Here is a 13,698-nt window from a genome sequence, read left to right as displayed (position 1 = left end):
ACCATGACCGACACCCCCACCATTCAGCACTACATCGACGGCGCAGCTGCCGCCGGCACCTCCACCCGCACCGCGCCGGTTTACAACCCGGCCACCGGCAAAGTCGCCAAGAACGTATTGCTCGCGAGCACGGCCGATCTTGACGCTGCCGTCGCGGTCGCCCAGGCCGCCTACCCGGCCTGGCGCGACATGAGCCAGGCTCGCCGCCAGACCATCATGTTCAATTTCCGCGAACTGCTCAACGCGCGTAAGGGCGACCTGGCCGAAATCCTCACGGCCGAACACGGCAAGGTCACCTCCGATGCGCTCGGTGAGATCATTCGCGGCCTCGAGGTCGTAGAATTCGCGCTCGGCATGCCGCACCTCTCCAAGGGCGAGTACTCCGAGAACGTCTCGACCGGCGTCGACGTCTACACGCTGCGCCAGCCGCTCGGCGTGGTCGGCATCATCAGCCCGTTCAACTTTCCGGCGATGGTGCCGCTCTGGTACTTCCCGATCGCCATCGCGGCCGGCAACACCGTCGTGCTCAAGCCGAGCGAAAAGGACCCGTCAGCGTCGAACTGGCTCGCCGAGCTGTTCACCGAGGCCGGCCTGCCCGCCGGTGTGCTCAACGTGGTGCACGGCGACAAGGAAGCCGTCGACGCGCTGCTCGTGCACCCCGACGTGCAGGCGATCTCGTTCGTCGGCTCCACGCCGATCGCCCGCTACATCTATGAGACCGCGGCCAAGCACGGCAAGCGCGTGCAGTCCCTCGGTGGCGCCAAGAACCACATGCTCGTGCTGCCCGATGCCGACCTCGACCTGGCAGCGGATGCCGGCGTCAACGCCGGGTTCGGATCCGCCGGTGAGCGCTGCATGGCCATCAGCGTCATCGTGGCCGTCGAGCCCGTCGCCGACGAGCTCATCGCGAAGATCGCCGAGCGCGTCAAGGGCCTCACGGTCGGTGACGGCACGCGCGGCTGCGACATGGGCCCGCTGATCACCAAGGTGCACCGCGACAAGGTCGCTGGCTACATTGACATCGCCACGGCGGACGGTGCCGACGTCGTCATCGACGGTCGTGACATCGAGGTTGATGGAGACGCCGACGGCTTCTGGCTCGGCCCGACCCTGTTCGACAAGGTCAGCGTGGACTCCGCCGTGTACCTCGACGAAATCTTCGGACCGGTGCTGTCGATCGTGCGCGTCGCCAGCTACCAGGAGGGCCTCGACCTCATCAACGCGAGCCAGTACGGCAACGGCACCGCGATCTTCACCAACGACGGCGGGGCCGCTCGTCGGTTCCAGAACGAGGTGCAGGTCGGCATGGTCGGCATCAACGTACCGATTCCGGTTCCGGTGGCGTACCACTCCTTCGGCGGCTGGAAGAACTCGCTGTTCGGCGACGCGAAGGCCTACGGCCCCGCCGGCGTCAACTTCTTCACGAGAGAGAAGGCGGTCACGAGCCGTTGGCTCGACCCGAGCCATGGAGGAATCAACCTGGGCTTCCCCCAGAACCACTAGTTCCTCCCCGCGAGAGCGCAAAAAGTGCCCGATTGGAACCTCCAATCGGGCACTTTTTGCGCTCTCGGCGGCCTAGTGGGCGGTGTGGGACTGCTGCACCCTCGCGGCCTCGGATTGCAGGGCTTCTATTACGGTGCGCACGGCCAGGCGCTCGGCTCGGTCGGGGCGCATGAGGGCCACGATTTGGCGCTCGGATTCGATTCCGCGCAGGGGCTTCAGCACGAGGCGGCCGGGCTGGCCGCCGCCGGAGGTGTAACGCGGCACCAGCGCGATGCCGAGCCCGGCGATCACGAACGATTCGATCAGGGCGAGGTCGGCGAACCGCTGCGACATCGACAGCCGCGCGCCCGCCTCCTGCTCGATCGCGTGCAGAATGCGCTCGAACGGATACCCGTCGGTCACGCCGATCCAGGTCTCGCCGATCAGGTCGCTCGGACGCACCCAGGCGCGATCTTCAAGCGGATGCCCCACCGGCAGCCCCACATCCAACGGCTCGGTCATCAGCGGCACCACTTTCAGGCCGCGGCCGGCCCAGGAAAGCTGCCCACTCATCGAGTGGGCCAGCACGATGTCGTACTCTGCTGTGAACGCGGGAAAGTCGCTCAGTTCGGGGTCTTCGTCGGCGCAATTGAGCACGAGGCCGGGCCTCAGGTGCTTGATCACGCCGGGCAGCAGCATCTGGCCGGCGGTGGGAAAGGTGACGAGGCTGACTTCGCCGGTGGCGAGGTTCCGAAATTCGTCCCAGAGGGCGGTCGCCTTCGCGAGTGACACCGCGACATCCGTTGCGCTGCGGGCGAGCGCACGGCCGGCGTCGGTGAGCACGAGGCCGCGACCCTGACGCTGGGTGAGCGGCAGACCGGCTTCGCGTTCGAGCACCTTGAGCTGTTGGGAGACCGCCGAGGGGGTGCGGTGGGTGGCCAGGGCGACCGCTGTGACGCTGCCGCGGTCGGCGAGTTCGCGGAGTAGTTCGAGTCGTTGCACGTCCATGTAGTTAGCCTAAACAGTTCATGCAACATAAAGCGATTGTGCTGCACGGTTGTTGGTGTTCTACTAAAAGAGTCATACACGAGCAATGTCGCCTCCGTGCCGGGCCACTCCATCTCCTCTGAAAGGCACCTCGTGTTCATCCTCATCTCACTCCTGTCCGTTGCCGTTGTCTCCATCGCCGCCCTCGTCGTTGAGGTTCGCCGCGATGGCTACCGTCAGATCGAGCGTCGCAATCTCGTTCGCGCCTTCTAACTCCCACCGCCTCTTCACTTCACTTCCCGCTCTCGCATCCGCCCCTCGTAGGGCCGTTTGTGAAACCGAGCCATCTGCGTCCTCACTGGCTGCGTTTGTGCACTCCTTCATGGGGATCGGCGGGGCAGGGTCACCTGCTCCTCGAGCAAAAATTCGCAACCCCGCAGGAAACCCGCCCCGCCTTGTCTCCTGGGGGCTGTGAGCCATGCTCTAAACTGGCGAGCGTGACTGATACGCGGCAGAAACTCATCGACTTCATCTCGGCCGAGGCCGTTTTTCACGGCGACTTCGTTCTCACGAGCGGCAAGAAGGCCACGTACTACGTGGACATGCGCCGGGTGAGCCTTGACCATCGGGTCGCCCCGCTCATCGGGCAGGTCATGCTCGACCTGATTCAGGACGTTCCCGACGTCGTCGCCGTCGGCGGCATGACCATGGGCGCTGACCCGATCGCCGCCGCCGTCATGCACCAGGGCGTGGCCCGCGGCGCGAGCTACGACGCGTTCGTCGTGCGCAAGGAACCGAAGGACCACGGACGGGGCCGCCAGGTCGAGGGCCCCGAACTCGCCGGCAAGCGCGTGATCGTGCTCGAAGACACTTCGACGACCGGGGGGTCGCCCCTCGCCGCCATCGAAGCCCTGCTCAAGATCGGCGCTGAGATCGCCGGCGTCGCCGTCGTGGTCGATCGCAACACCGGTGCCCGTGAAGTGATCGAAGCCGCCGGTTACCCCTATTTTGCCGCGATCTCCCTTGAGGACCTGGGGCTGAACTAGTGGCGCCAGACGACGACGAGCTCGGAATCGCCTGGCTCGCGTCGCAGCTCGGCAAGCCCGTCGGCGAGTCGGGTGCGGAATCCGGTGCCGACTCGCTGGTGGCGTCCGGTGCTGACGATGCGGATGCCGCCGCTCCCATTGTTCCGGTCGCGCCCGTTTCGGACGAGCTCGGGCGAAGAGGCCACCGCGCCGCTGAGGCACAGGCCGAACCGGTTGCCGCCGTCGAGCCGGCGCCCGTCGCCCCCGAAGTCCCGGCAGCGACCGTCGACCTGCCCAGTTCTGAAACGGATGCTGGTCCGCAGGGCCCGGCGGGGAGCATCCGCTCTCAGTCCGGTGAGGACTTCGGCGATCAGCCGACCGAGCTGCTGACTGCGCCGGGCACGTGCGGTGCCACCGAGTCTGAGGCCAGCGGTGCTGCGGCCGCCACGACCGTCATCGTCGGCGCCGCGACCCCGATCGCGGCGCCGACAGCTGCCGAGCCGCCGAGCCGCCACCGCTCCCGGCGGGGTACCGGCGGTGCCCGCCAGGCCAGCCTGGTCTGGACCGCCGTCGGACTGCTCGCGGCCATCGTTCTCGCTGGACTGTTCTATCTAGGCCAACGGCTCGTCGCGAGCCCGGTTCCGGTAGCCGCGCCCACCCAATCCGCTTCGCCCACACCGACACCAACTCCCACGCCGACTCCGGCGCCGGAGATTACCGCGGTACAGCTGGCCGGCGTGCACGAGTGGAATACCCTGTTCGGCGGGGAATGCCTCGAACCCTACGGCTCGCCGTGGGAAGAAGACTTCACGGTCGTCGATTGCGCGGCCTCGCATACGGCTCAGCTGGTGTTCCGCGGCGACTTCGGCGGCGACGCGACCACGGCCTTTCCAGGCGAAGCCGCACTGGCCGCGCAGATCAACCTACTGTGCACGAGCCCCGGAATTCTGGACCTGAACGCCGCCGGCGCCTACCCGAACCTGCAGATGCAGGGCAGCTATCCGATCACCGAAGACCAGTGGACCGACGAGCCACGCAACTTCTACTGCTTCGCCAGCCGGGCCTCGGCTGAGCCGCTCAGCATGAGCATCATGGGAGCCGGACCCGGAGTCTGAGCGGCCTAGAGCTCGTCGCTCTCGATCAGTTCGGTCACGAGCAGCTCGTGCACACCAGCCACGATCTCGTCTGGCCGGAACGGGTACCGGTTGATCTCGGCCTCGTCGCTTATGCCGGTCATCACGAGAATCGTGTGCAGACCAGCCTCGATGCCGGCGACAATGTCGGTGTCCATCCGGTCGCCGATCATGCCGGTGTTCTCGGAGTGCGCGCCGATCTTGTTCATCGCGGAACGGAACATCATGGGGTTGGGCTTGCCGACGACATAGGGTTCCATGCCGGTGGCCTTGGTGATCAGCGCCGCAATTGCCCCGGTCGCTGGCATCGGGCCGTCTTTGCTCGGTCCGGTGGCATCCGGATTCGTCGCGATGAACCGTGCGCCGCCCAGAATTAGCCGAATCGCCTTGGTGATGGCCTCGAACGAATAGTTGCGCGTCTCACCAACCACGACATAGTCGGGAGCGGTTTCGGTCATTATAAAGCCGGCCTCGTGCAGGGCAGTGGTGATTCCGGCCTCGCCGATCACGAACGCCGTGCCACCAGGCATCTGCGATTTAAGAAAGTCTGCCGTCGCGAGCGCCGAGGTCCAGATGCGGTCCTCCGGCACGTTCAGCCCGCTCGAACGCAGCCGGGCGCTCAGGTCACGCGGCGTGAAAATGGAGTTATTGGTGAGCACCAGAAACGGGGTGCCAGAATCCGTCCACTGCTGCAGCAGTTCGGAGGCCCCGGGGAGGGCCTCATTCTCGTGCACGAGCACACCGTCCATGTCGGTGAGCCAGCATTCGATTTCGTCGCGTCGTGCCATCGGGCGCTCCTTCATGTCGACTCTCAGCCTAGCTGCGCGAGGTTTCGCCTCGGTTACATCTCAGGCAATAAAGCGGATGCTGCGGCCCCACCCGAAATCGCCCGTGCCGGCACGACGGCCGAAACTGCCGAAAGCTGGCTAGTGCCTCAGGCGGTGACCCAGATGGACGCGGCAGCAGCTGGCGTGATGAGCCGGCTCTGGCCATCCGCTAACACGATGGTCAGTGGCGCCGCGAGGGTGAATGCGGTGCCTGGTCCGATCAGGTCAGCTGCGAGTTCGCGCAGCACTGCGGGGTCGCGGTCGCTGATGCGCAGCACGACTCCGGCGTGCCCGACCGCGGCCTCGGCCAGCAGCGCCGACGGCTCCCGCACGACGGAGCCGTCGGCGGCCGGAATGGGATCGCCGTGCGGATCGTGCGCTGGAAACCCGAGCCGGGCGTTGATCGCTTCGAGCAGGCGATCCGAGATGGAGTGCTCGAGAATTTCGGCTTCGTCGTGTACCTGGTCCCAGTCGTAGCCCATTTCGCCGACCAGCCAGGTTTCGATCAGGCGATGCCGGCGCACGACCGCCGTTGCTCGTAGCCGGCCGGCATCCGTCAGCGCCAGCGGCCCGTAGGGAACGTGGGTGATCAGCCCGCTCGCGGCGAGCTTCTTCACCATTTCGGTAACGGATGACGGCGCCACTCCCAGTCGCACGGCCAGCGCCGACGGGGTGATCAGGTCGCTCTGCCACTCGGTGTGGGAGTAGATGGTCTTGAGGTAGTCCTCGGCGGCGCCGGTCGTGTAGGTCATTTCTCTTCAGGGTAGCAAGTTGGCTGACGGGGAAGCCAGTGCCAGGCGAGTCGATGCCGTCGGCCAACACGCGAGTGCTACCGAAGCTGCCGGTGGGCACGTTGTGGGCTGGAATCCGGGCGATCTCGGCACTGGGATCTCGGCACTGGTTTTCTGCACAAATTGACACAGAGGGGGGTGAAGGGGCAATGCACACCATACGATCAGAATTCGGCGTCTCGCCGAGAAATTGCTGTGCACGACGGGCTCTGCCGGAGTGACAGGGGATGGGTTAGCTAATGGAGGTCGCAGTGCGCAGGTTTTTTTCGGTTCCGCGAGGTAATTCGTCGCGGGTGGTGGCGGCATCCGTTGCGGCAGCGCTGATTCTGGGCTCGGTACTGGTCGCGGCTCCCGCGCAGGCAGCGATGACCGACCTGACCATAGATGACGTCGTTTACGCATTCGACGATGCAACGATGAGCGCAACAGCGACGTACTACGAAGGCTCCGCGACTACGCTCGCGTTTCCCGAGAGTTTCCCGGGTGCGTACGCGCCCTATACCCTCACCGCCATTGGCGCGAACGCCTTTCAATTCGCCTCGTTGACCTCGGTGACCCTCCCCGAGGGGCTGCTCACCATTGGTGCGGCAGCCTTCCAATATGCCTCGTTGACCTCGGTAACCCTGCCCGAGGGGCTGCGCACCATTGGTGACAGCGCGTTTTACGGCACAATCTTGGGTGCGTCTGTTGCCATTCCGGCGTCGGTGACCAGTATCGGAAACTACGCTTTCTCCGGCAACAATATGACCGGCGTCACCTTTCAGGAGGAGGGGGCTCTCGCCACTATCGGCACCGGTGCTTTTTCCTATAACGAATTCACTTCCATTAGCATTCCGGGGTCCGTGACCGAAATTGGCAACGATGCATTCGACCACAACCTATTCCTGACCGAGGTGACTCTGAATGAGGGGCTGGAGACGCTCGGCAACTGGGTCTTTGCCCACGCCAATATCCCGTCAGTCGTCATTCCTTCGACGGTTACGAGCCTGGGGCAGGGTGTCTTCTATAACAACACGTCGCTGGCGTCGGTGACGTTTGCCGGCCGCGCGCCCACGTCTTGGGCAGCTCCCGGAAGCAGCGCGTCGCTGGGCGAATCCAACGCGTTGGTCGTTAGCTACCTGGCTGAGTGGGGCTTCGAAATCGTCGGAGACGGCGGGTTCACCCACCCGACTTGGAAGGGCCACAACACCGCGCTCTACGTGGCCGAAGTGCTTGACCCGACCGTGACGTTTGAGCTGAACGGGCACGGCACCGCCGTGAACGCCCAGTCGGTGAGTGCTGGGGATTCAGCAGTTCGTCCAGATGATCCGTCGGAATCGGGCTGGTTGTTCAGCGGCTGGTACAGCGATGCAGAAGTTCTCCAGGTTCCGTTCGACTTCGGTACGCCAGTGACCGCCGATGTGACCGCGTATGCGAAATGGACGGCAGTGGTCGATGCCCCGACCGACACCCCGACCGACACCCCGACCGACACCCCGACCGATAACCCTGTTGCCGCCGCGCTGACCCTTGACCTCGACCTGGCTATCGGCGATGTCGTGGCCGGCTCCACGGTCACCGTCTCGGCAGTGGGGTTGCTGGCAGAGTCCGCCTACACGGTGGTCGTGCGTTCGACCCCGGTCACGATCGCGTTTGGATCCGCCAGCCTCGACGGTACTGTCACCGGCACGGGCGTCATGCCCGCCGGGATGGAAGCCGGCGCGCACACCGTCACGTTCAGCGGAACGGCTGCCGACGGCAGCGCTCTCAGCAGCGTCGTGTACTTCACTGTTGGCGCCGGGGGCATTGTGACCTATCTGTCATCCGTTGAAGCGGATGCTGCCTCCGCGGTTACGGCTGCTGCCGCGGCTTCCCTGGCTTCGACTGGCTTCGCTGGTGCGCCGCTCGGCGTCGCCGCGCTGCTGCTGCTGGTAGCCGGAGCCGCGCTCGTCGTTCGGCGTCGTCGGGTCGCCGCGTAGGGCATCCGCCTGTTGCGGCCGTCACCTCGCCAATTGGGCGGGTGGCGGCCGTTTTATTGCGGTCGGCGAACTCGAGTAACGGGAGGCGCCGACACGTTGGCCGACCGTTACGCTCCGGTGAAGACGAGTACGAGCAGCACCACGTTGAGGGCGACCAGCGCCAGCGCGCACACCACACCGGCGGCGGTCGTGAACCAGCGGTTGGTGAACGTACCGAGCAGGCCGCGCTGCGCGGTCAGCCAGACCAGCGGAATCAGCGCGAACGGAATGCCGAACGAGAGCACCACCTGGCTGAGCACGAGCGCCTGGGTGGGGTCGAATCCGACGCCCAGAATGAGCAGAGCCGGAATCAGCGTGACCAGCCGTCGAAGCAGGAGCGGAATGCGCACGTGCAGCAGGCCGTGCATAATCTCGGCCCCGGCATAGGCGCCGACCGAGGTTGAGGCGAGCCCCGACGCGAGCAGTCCCACCGCAAACAGCGTCGCGACGATCGGTCCAAGCGTGTCCTTGAGCGCCGCATAGGCTCCCTCGAGCGTGTCGGTTCCGTCCACACCCTGCAAAGCGGATGCTGCGAGCAGCAGAATCGCCAGATTCACTGTTCCGGCGATGGCCATCGCGATCGTGACGTCCCATTTCGTGGCCCAGAGCAGGCGGCGGGTCGCGACCACGCCCTGCCATTCCGGGAATCGGTCGCGGGTGAGCGAGGAGTGCGCATAGATGGCGTGCGGCATGATCGTCGCGCCGAGAATGGACGCGGCGAGCAGCACCGAGTTGCTGCCCTCGAAGCGCGGAACCAGACCGTCGAGAACGCCGCCGGCATCGGGCGGGGAGACGAAGACGCCGGCCGTGAAACCGATGGTGATAATGAGCATGAGCATGATGATGACGCGTTCGAAAATGCGCGGTCCCCGCCGCGAGTGCACCATGAGCACGATCATCGAGATGGTTCCGGTGATCACGCCGCCCCAGATCAGCGGCAGGTTGAACAGCAAGTTGAGGGCGACGGCGCCGCCGATGATCTCGGCGAGGTCGGTGGCCATGGCGACGAGTTCGGCCTGAATCCAATAGAGCCGCCGCGCGGTGGGCCGTTTCATGCGCACCCCGAGAATCTCGGGGAGGCTCTGCCCGGTGACGATCCCAAGCTTGGCCGAGAGGTACTGAATGAGCCAGGCCATCACGTTGCCAGCCACGACCACCCAGACCAGCAGATAGCCGTAACGGGCTCCGGCGGTCATATTGCTCGCGACATTGCCCGGGTCGAGATAGGCGACCCCGGCAACGAGGGCCGGTCCGAGCAGCCACAGCAGGCGGCTGGAGGCGACCGTGGTGGGAGCCTGGGCGAGCACGCGATCGGGAGCGGGGGCATCCGTTTTAGACATGCCGAAACCCTAGCCGAAATTTAGGCACACCGAAAGCCCGAATCTGGGTTCGGCCGGCGGGTTACGGTTAAGCAGTGATCGAACCAGCCGCCCCCACCTTCGCCGTCGACAGCTCTTCCTCCGAACGCTCCACCTACGGGGTCGGCCCGTGGCCGGGGGAGTGGCCGAGCGAAGACCGGTACGACGCCGAGCTGCTCGAGCACGGCGACACCCGCAACGTGATCGACCGGTATCGCTACTGGAATATGGCCGCGATTGTGGCTGACCTGGATGAGCACCGGCATCCGTTTCACGTGGCGATTGAAAACTGGCAGCATGACATGAACATCGGTTCGATCGTGCGCAGCGCCAACGCGTTCGGCGCCGACACCGTGCACATTATCGGGCGCAAACGCTGGAACAAGCGCGGTGCCATGGTTACCGACCGCTACCAGCATGTGCTGCACCACACGGATGTCGCCGCGTTCGTGCAATGGTGTGCCGCAGAGGCGCTGCCGGTGATCGCGATCGACAACGTGCCAGGAAGCGTCATCATCGAGACCTTCAGCTTCCCAGAGCGCTGCGTGCTTCTGTTCGGCCAGGAGGGCCCCGGACTGTCGGAGCAGGCCATCGCCGCCGCGGAATCCATCGTCGAAATCAGCCAGTTCGGGTCGACCCGCTCGATCAACGCCTCGGCCGCCGCGGCCGTCACCATGCATTCCTGGGTGGTTCAGCACCGGTTCTGATTTTTCCTTCATTCGGTGACGGTTTGGGGCTAGCGTGACGGTATGACTGCGATCACTGATGATCTACCCGCCCGCCTGCTGCACGAAGAAAACGCCGGATGGGAGGCCATTCTGGGCGGTACGGGCGGCGCCTACTACCAGCGCGAAATGACCGACGACGGGTTGATGATCGTGCCGGGCGCTGTCATCACGCGCGACCAAGTCACCGCCTACTTTGATCAGGCGGCGCCGTGGGAGAGCTACGGCATTCACGAACCCGCCATCATTCGCCTCGGCGAGCACGCCGGTGTCGTCGTCTACAAAGCAATTGCCCGGCGCGGTGAGGTGGTGGCCGAACTGAACATGTCGACCACCTATCTGTTCGTCAACGGTGGCTGGCGCGTCGCGGCCCGGCAGCAGTGCCCAGCGTAGCCTGGCCCATCCGTTCAGCAGTCTGGCGTGCATGAGCGCGCCCAATGTGGGTGCTCGCTACGGTAACCGAACGTAGCGCCCACCGATATCGGGCGCGGTCACGAGACAGGGGCGGCAGCGCACCGAAAGCGGCGGCCTGCGGTCTTGGTAGGATTCAGTGTGACCGGCGACAATTTGATTTCAGAGCCCGAGACCCTTCTTCCCGCGGAACCGGAGGTGCTCGAGGCCCTTCGCCGAACCGCGTGGAGCGAGATCGCCGCTGTGGTGCAGGTGCACCCGACGTCGCCGCTGGCCTGGGCTGAGCTGGCCGATGCCACCCATTCCGAGGGCCGTGTGCTCGAGTCGTACGCCTATGCTCGGGTCGGTTATCACCGCGGACTCGACGCCCTGCGCAAGGCCGGCTGGCGCGGCCACGGCCCCATTCCGTGGCGCCACGAACCCAACCGCGGGGTGCTTCGCGCCCTGTTCGCGCTGCGCCGCGGTGCCGAAGAGATCGGTGAGGCCGACGAGGTCATCCGTCTCACCGCTTTTTTGACGGATGCCGATGCGAGCGCCATTGACATCATCGGAGCCCGTTACACCGGCAGCCCCGGCTTCGACCCGGCGCCGCCGACCGAAGCCTTTGTTATTCGAGGAGAAGACTAAATGCCCGCGATCGTACTCATCGGAGCCCAGTGGGGCGACGAGGGCAAGGGCAAGGCCACCGACCTGCTCGGTAGCCGGGTCGACTATGTCGTCAAGTTCAACGGCGGCAACAACGCCGGACACACCGTTGTCATCGGTGATGAGAAGTATGCGCTGCACCTGCTGCCGTCGGGCATCCTGAGCCCCGGAGTGACCCCGGTCATCGCGAACGGCGTGGTCGTCGACGTCGAGGTGCTGTTTGAAGAGCTCGACGCGCTGATGGAGCGCGGTGTCGACGTCTCCCGGCTCAAGGTCAGCCTGAACGCGCACGTCATCACGGCGTACCACCGCACCCTCGACAAGGTCACCGAGCGTTTTCTCGGAAAACGCCAGATCGGCACCACCGGGCGCGGCATCGGCCCGGCGTACGCCGACAAGATCAACCGCGTCGGCATCCGCGTGCAGGACCTGTTCGACGAGAACATTTTGCGCCAGAAGGTCGAGGGCGCCCTGGACCAGAAGAACCACATGCTGGTCAAGGTGTACAACCGTCGTGCCATCGAGGCCGAGGAGATCGTCACCGAGCTGCTCAGTTACGCCGAACGCCTGCGCCCGATGGTCACCGACACCGCGTTGCTGCTGCACCAGGCACTGATGGCCGGCAAGAACGTCTTGTTCGAGGGGGGCCAGGCCACCATGCTCGACGTCGACCACGGCACCTACCCCTTTGTTACGTCGTCGAACGCCACCTCGGGCGGCGCGGTGACCGGTTCCGGTATCGCACCCAACCGCATCGACCGCGTCATCGCCGTGGTCAAGGCGTACACGACCCGCGTCGGCAGCGGGCCGTTCCCGACCGAGCTGTTCGACGAGTCCGGCGAGTACCTGCGCGCCAACGGTTTCGAGTTCGGCACCACGACCGGCCGTCCGCGTCGCTGCGGCTGGTACGACGCCCCGATCGCCCGGTACACCGCCCGCATCAACGGTGTCACCGACTTCGTGCTCACCAAGCTCGACGTGCTCACCGGCCTGGCCGAGATTCCGGTCTGCGTGGCTTACTCGGTCGACGGCGTGCGCGTCGACGAGGTGCCCGTCTCGCAGAGCGACTTTCACCACGCCGTGCCGATCTACGAGAACTTACCCGGTTGGACCGAGGACATCACCGGTGTGCGCACGTTCGAGGAGCTGCCGCAGGCCGCGCAGAACTACGTGCTCGCGCTCGAAGCCATGAGCGGATCGCGCATGTCGGCGATCGGCGTCGGCCCGGGCCGTGAAGCCATCGTGGTGCGGCACGACCTGATCGACTAAAGCCGCTACCCGTTTCGGGGTTGACCTGCCGCACTGGGCGGGTGACCGCCCTGAGACCCCATTCCCTGACCCTGACAGGTCGTTTTGTGCAGCTGCAACCGCTCGGCAGCGCGGTGCTTCCCGACCTGCACCGCGCCATCGCTCGCCCCGAGGTGTTCGCCGCCGGCTTCGGCGGTGGCCCGGCATCGTTGCACCGGGACGTTGACGGGTTTATCCAATGGGCCGACACCTACTTTCAGTGGGAGAGTCTGCCCTACGTGGTGCGCCTGCTCGGCGGCGCACACGACGGCGACGTCGTCGGCACCACGACCCTCGGCGACATCGATGTCGTCAACGAGTCGATTCACCTCGGCTGGACCGCCTACGACCCCCGCGTCTGGGGCACCGCAGTCAACGCGGAAACCAAGCTGCTCGTGCTCGGCACCGCCTTCGACAATGGTTTCGGCCGGGTCAAAATTCAAGCGGATGCCATCAACGAGCGTTCCCGCGCCGCCATCCTCGGTATCGGAGCCACCTTTGAAGGCATCCTCCGCCGGGATCGCCCCCGCGCCGACGGCACCTGGCGGGACAGCGCGGTCTATTCGATCCTCGCCGATGAGTGGCCGGCCGTTCGCGCCGGACTCGAGGCCCGCCTGGGCGCGTTCGAGTCCCGGTTCGTGTCCTATCGGAGCCTGCGCAAGGCCGGGCCGGGCGGCACGATCAGTGGCGGTGGCCCGCAGAGCGGCGTGCGCAGCGGCGTGAACGGCGGGAGCGCGCCGGATCTGCCGGAGGCGGCGCCCGGAGCCGCGCCGGGTTCGACCCGTGCGGCGGCCGATTTTGACGCGGAACGAAATGCCGGGGCCGATACCTCGCAGTAGTGGCCTGGGGGCGTTCGTGCTCTCCACGAGGTGCTCGGCGCGCTGAAAATCGCACGGGCGAGCGTCGGCACCGGAGGGGCCGTTCATAACCGCGGAGATTCTCATCTGGAGCCGCTGAATACGGGCTGAATTGGACCTATTCTGGCGAAATCTCCGCAGTTCTGGCGGCCATTGCGAGTAGGGCGAGGCGA

The 13,698-nt window shown here is 65.6% G+C and carries 13 protein-coding genes; 9 read left to right on the top strand and 4 right to left on the bottom strand.

The window, feature by feature from the left end; all coding sequences use genetic code 11:
• The first annotated feature begins 3 nt into the window (after positions 1 to 3).
• Positions 4 to 1,503 carry a CoA-acylating methylmalonate-semialdehyde dehydrogenase gene (locus E3T41_RS12800; RefSeq protein ID WP_092447908.1) on the top strand — a complete coding sequence of 500 codons (1,500 nt, stop codon included), beginning with the start codon at positions 4 to 6 and terminating at the stop codon, positions 1,501 to 1,503.
• Between the two features lie 72 nt (positions 1,504 to 1,575).
• On the opposite strand, the gene E3T41_RS12795 is transcribed toward E3T41_RS12800, so the two are convergent.
• Positions 1,576 to 2,490 carry a LysR family transcriptional regulator gene (locus E3T41_RS12795; protein ID WP_092447907.1) on the bottom strand — a complete coding sequence of 305 codons (915 nt, stop codon included), beginning with the start codon at positions 2,488 to 2,490 and terminating at the stop codon, positions 1,576 to 1,578.
• A gap of 476 nt (positions 2,491 to 2,966) precedes the next feature.
• On the opposite strand from E3T41_RS12795, the gene pyrE reads away from it, so the two are divergent.
• On the top strand, positions 2,967 to 3,515 hold the full coding sequence (gene pyrE, locus E3T41_RS12790; protein WP_092447906.1) for an orotate phosphoribosyltransferase: 549 nt from the start codon (positions 2,967 to 2,969) through the stop codon (positions 3,513 to 3,515).
• Positions 3,515 to 4,609: a hypothetical protein gene (locus tag E3T41_RS12785; RefSeq protein ID WP_134478904.1), complete on the top strand. Its 1,095-nt coding sequence runs from the start codon at positions 3,515 to 3,517 to the stop codon at positions 4,607 to 4,609. Before pyrE ends, E3T41_RS12785 begins: the two co-directional genes overlap by 1 nt.
• A gap of 5 nt (positions 4,610 to 4,614) precedes the next feature.
• Here E3T41_RS12785 and E3T41_RS12780 read toward each other — a convergent pair whose 3' ends face one another.
• A complete protein-coding gene (locus tag E3T41_RS12780) occupies positions 4,615 to 5,415 on the bottom strand; it encodes an HAD-IIA family hydrolase (protein ID WP_104131812.1) in 801 nt (266 codons plus the stop codon).
• Between the two features lie 146 nt (positions 5,416 to 5,561).
• Positions 5,562 to 6,206, bottom strand: coding sequence for a metal-dependent transcriptional regulator (locus E3T41_RS12775; RefSeq protein ID WP_092447903.1), 645 nt, complete (start codon positions 6,204 to 6,206; stop codon positions 5,562 to 5,564).
• A gap of 290 nt (positions 6,207 to 6,496) precedes the next feature.
• Here E3T41_RS12775 and E3T41_RS12770 point away from each other — a divergent pair, with 290 nt between their 5' ends.
• On the top strand, positions 6,497 to 8,203 hold the full coding sequence (locus E3T41_RS12770) for a leucine-rich repeat protein (protein WP_166791555.1): 1,707 nt from the start codon (positions 6,497 to 6,499) through the stop codon (positions 8,201 to 8,203).
• Between the two features lie 107 nt (positions 8,204 to 8,310).
• Here the strand turns inward: E3T41_RS12770 and E3T41_RS12765 are convergent, their stop codons facing one another.
• The gene (locus E3T41_RS12765; protein WP_092447901.1) at positions 8,311 to 9,582 is read right to left on the bottom strand and encodes an Nramp family divalent metal transporter; all 1,272 of its coding nucleotides are present in this window, start codon (positions 9,580 to 9,582) and stop codon (positions 8,311 to 8,313) included.
• A 77-nt stretch (positions 9,583 to 9,659) separates the two neighbouring features.
• On the opposite strand from E3T41_RS12765, the gene E3T41_RS12760 reads away from it, so the two are divergent.
• From E3T41_RS12760 to E3T41_RS12740, 5 genes are all read left to right on the top strand, one after another.
• The gene (locus E3T41_RS12760) at positions 9,660 to 10,307 is read left to right on the top strand and encodes a TrmH family RNA methyltransferase (RefSeq protein ID WP_092448179.1); all 648 of its coding nucleotides are present in this window, start codon (positions 9,660 to 9,662) and stop codon (positions 10,305 to 10,307) included.
• A gap of 42 nt (positions 10,308 to 10,349) precedes the next feature.
• The gene (locus E3T41_RS12755) at positions 10,350 to 10,718 is read left to right on the top strand and encodes a nuclear transport factor 2 family protein (RefSeq protein ID WP_092447900.1); all 369 of its coding nucleotides are present in this window, start codon (positions 10,350 to 10,352) and stop codon (positions 10,716 to 10,718) included.
• 159 nt (positions 10,719 to 10,877) lie between these two features.
• A complete protein-coding gene (locus E3T41_RS12750) occupies positions 10,878 to 11,363 on the top strand; it encodes a DUF3151 domain-containing protein (RefSeq protein ID WP_092447899.1) in 486 nt (161 codons plus the stop codon).
• The gene (locus tag E3T41_RS12745; RefSeq protein WP_092447898.1) at positions 11,364 to 12,650 is read left to right on the top strand and encodes an adenylosuccinate synthase; all 1,287 of its coding nucleotides are present in this window, start codon (positions 11,364 to 11,366) and stop codon (positions 12,648 to 12,650) included. It begins immediately after the preceding gene.
• 41 nt (positions 12,651 to 12,691) lie between these two features.
• Positions 12,692 to 13,507 carry a GNAT family N-acetyltransferase gene (locus E3T41_RS12740; protein ID WP_134478900.1) on the top strand — a complete coding sequence of 272 codons (816 nt, stop codon included), beginning with the start codon at positions 12,692 to 12,694 and terminating at the stop codon, positions 13,505 to 13,507.
• The last annotated feature ends 191 nt before the right edge of the window (positions 13,508 to 13,698 follow it).

Origin of the sequence: Cryobacterium sp. Hh38 (assembly GCF_004403235.1) — a bacterium.
Classification (GTDB): Bacteria; Actinomycetota; Actinomycetes; order Actinomycetales; family Microbacteriaceae; genus Cryobacterium; species Cryobacterium levicorallinum.
Note: the sequence above shows the minus strand (reverse complement) of the source record. Positions and strands in the feature narration are given on the sequence as shown.

What these genes read in the sequence shown, in the direction of transcription:
- E3T41_RS12765 (WP_092447901.1), bottom strand. Translation starts at nt 9,582, where the DNA reads ATGTCTAAAACGGATGCCCCCGCTCCCGATCGCGTGCTCGCCCAGGCT.
- E3T41_RS12755 (WP_092447900.1), top strand. Translation starts at nt 10,350, where the DNA reads ATGACTGCGATCACTGATGATCTACCCGCCCGCCTGCTGCACGAAGAA.
- E3T41_RS12775 (WP_092447903.1), bottom strand. Translation starts at nt 6,206, where the DNA reads ATGACCTACACGACCGGCGCCGCCGAGGACTACCTCAAGACCATCTAC.
- E3T41_RS12795 (WP_092447907.1), bottom strand. Translation starts at nt 2,490, where the DNA reads ATGGACGTGCAACGACTCGAACTACTCCGCGAACTCGCCGACCGCGGC.
- E3T41_RS12745 (WP_092447898.1), top strand. Translation starts at nt 11,364, where the DNA reads ATGCCCGCGATCGTACTCATCGGAGCCCAGTGGGGCGACGAGGGCAAG.
- E3T41_RS12800 (WP_092447908.1), top strand. Translation starts at nt 4, where the DNA reads ATGACCGACACCCCCACCATTCAGCACTACATCGACGGCGCAGCTGCC.
- E3T41_RS12780 (WP_104131812.1), bottom strand. Translation starts at nt 5,415, where the DNA reads ATGGCACGACGCGACGAAATCGAATGCTGGCTCACCGACATGGACGGT.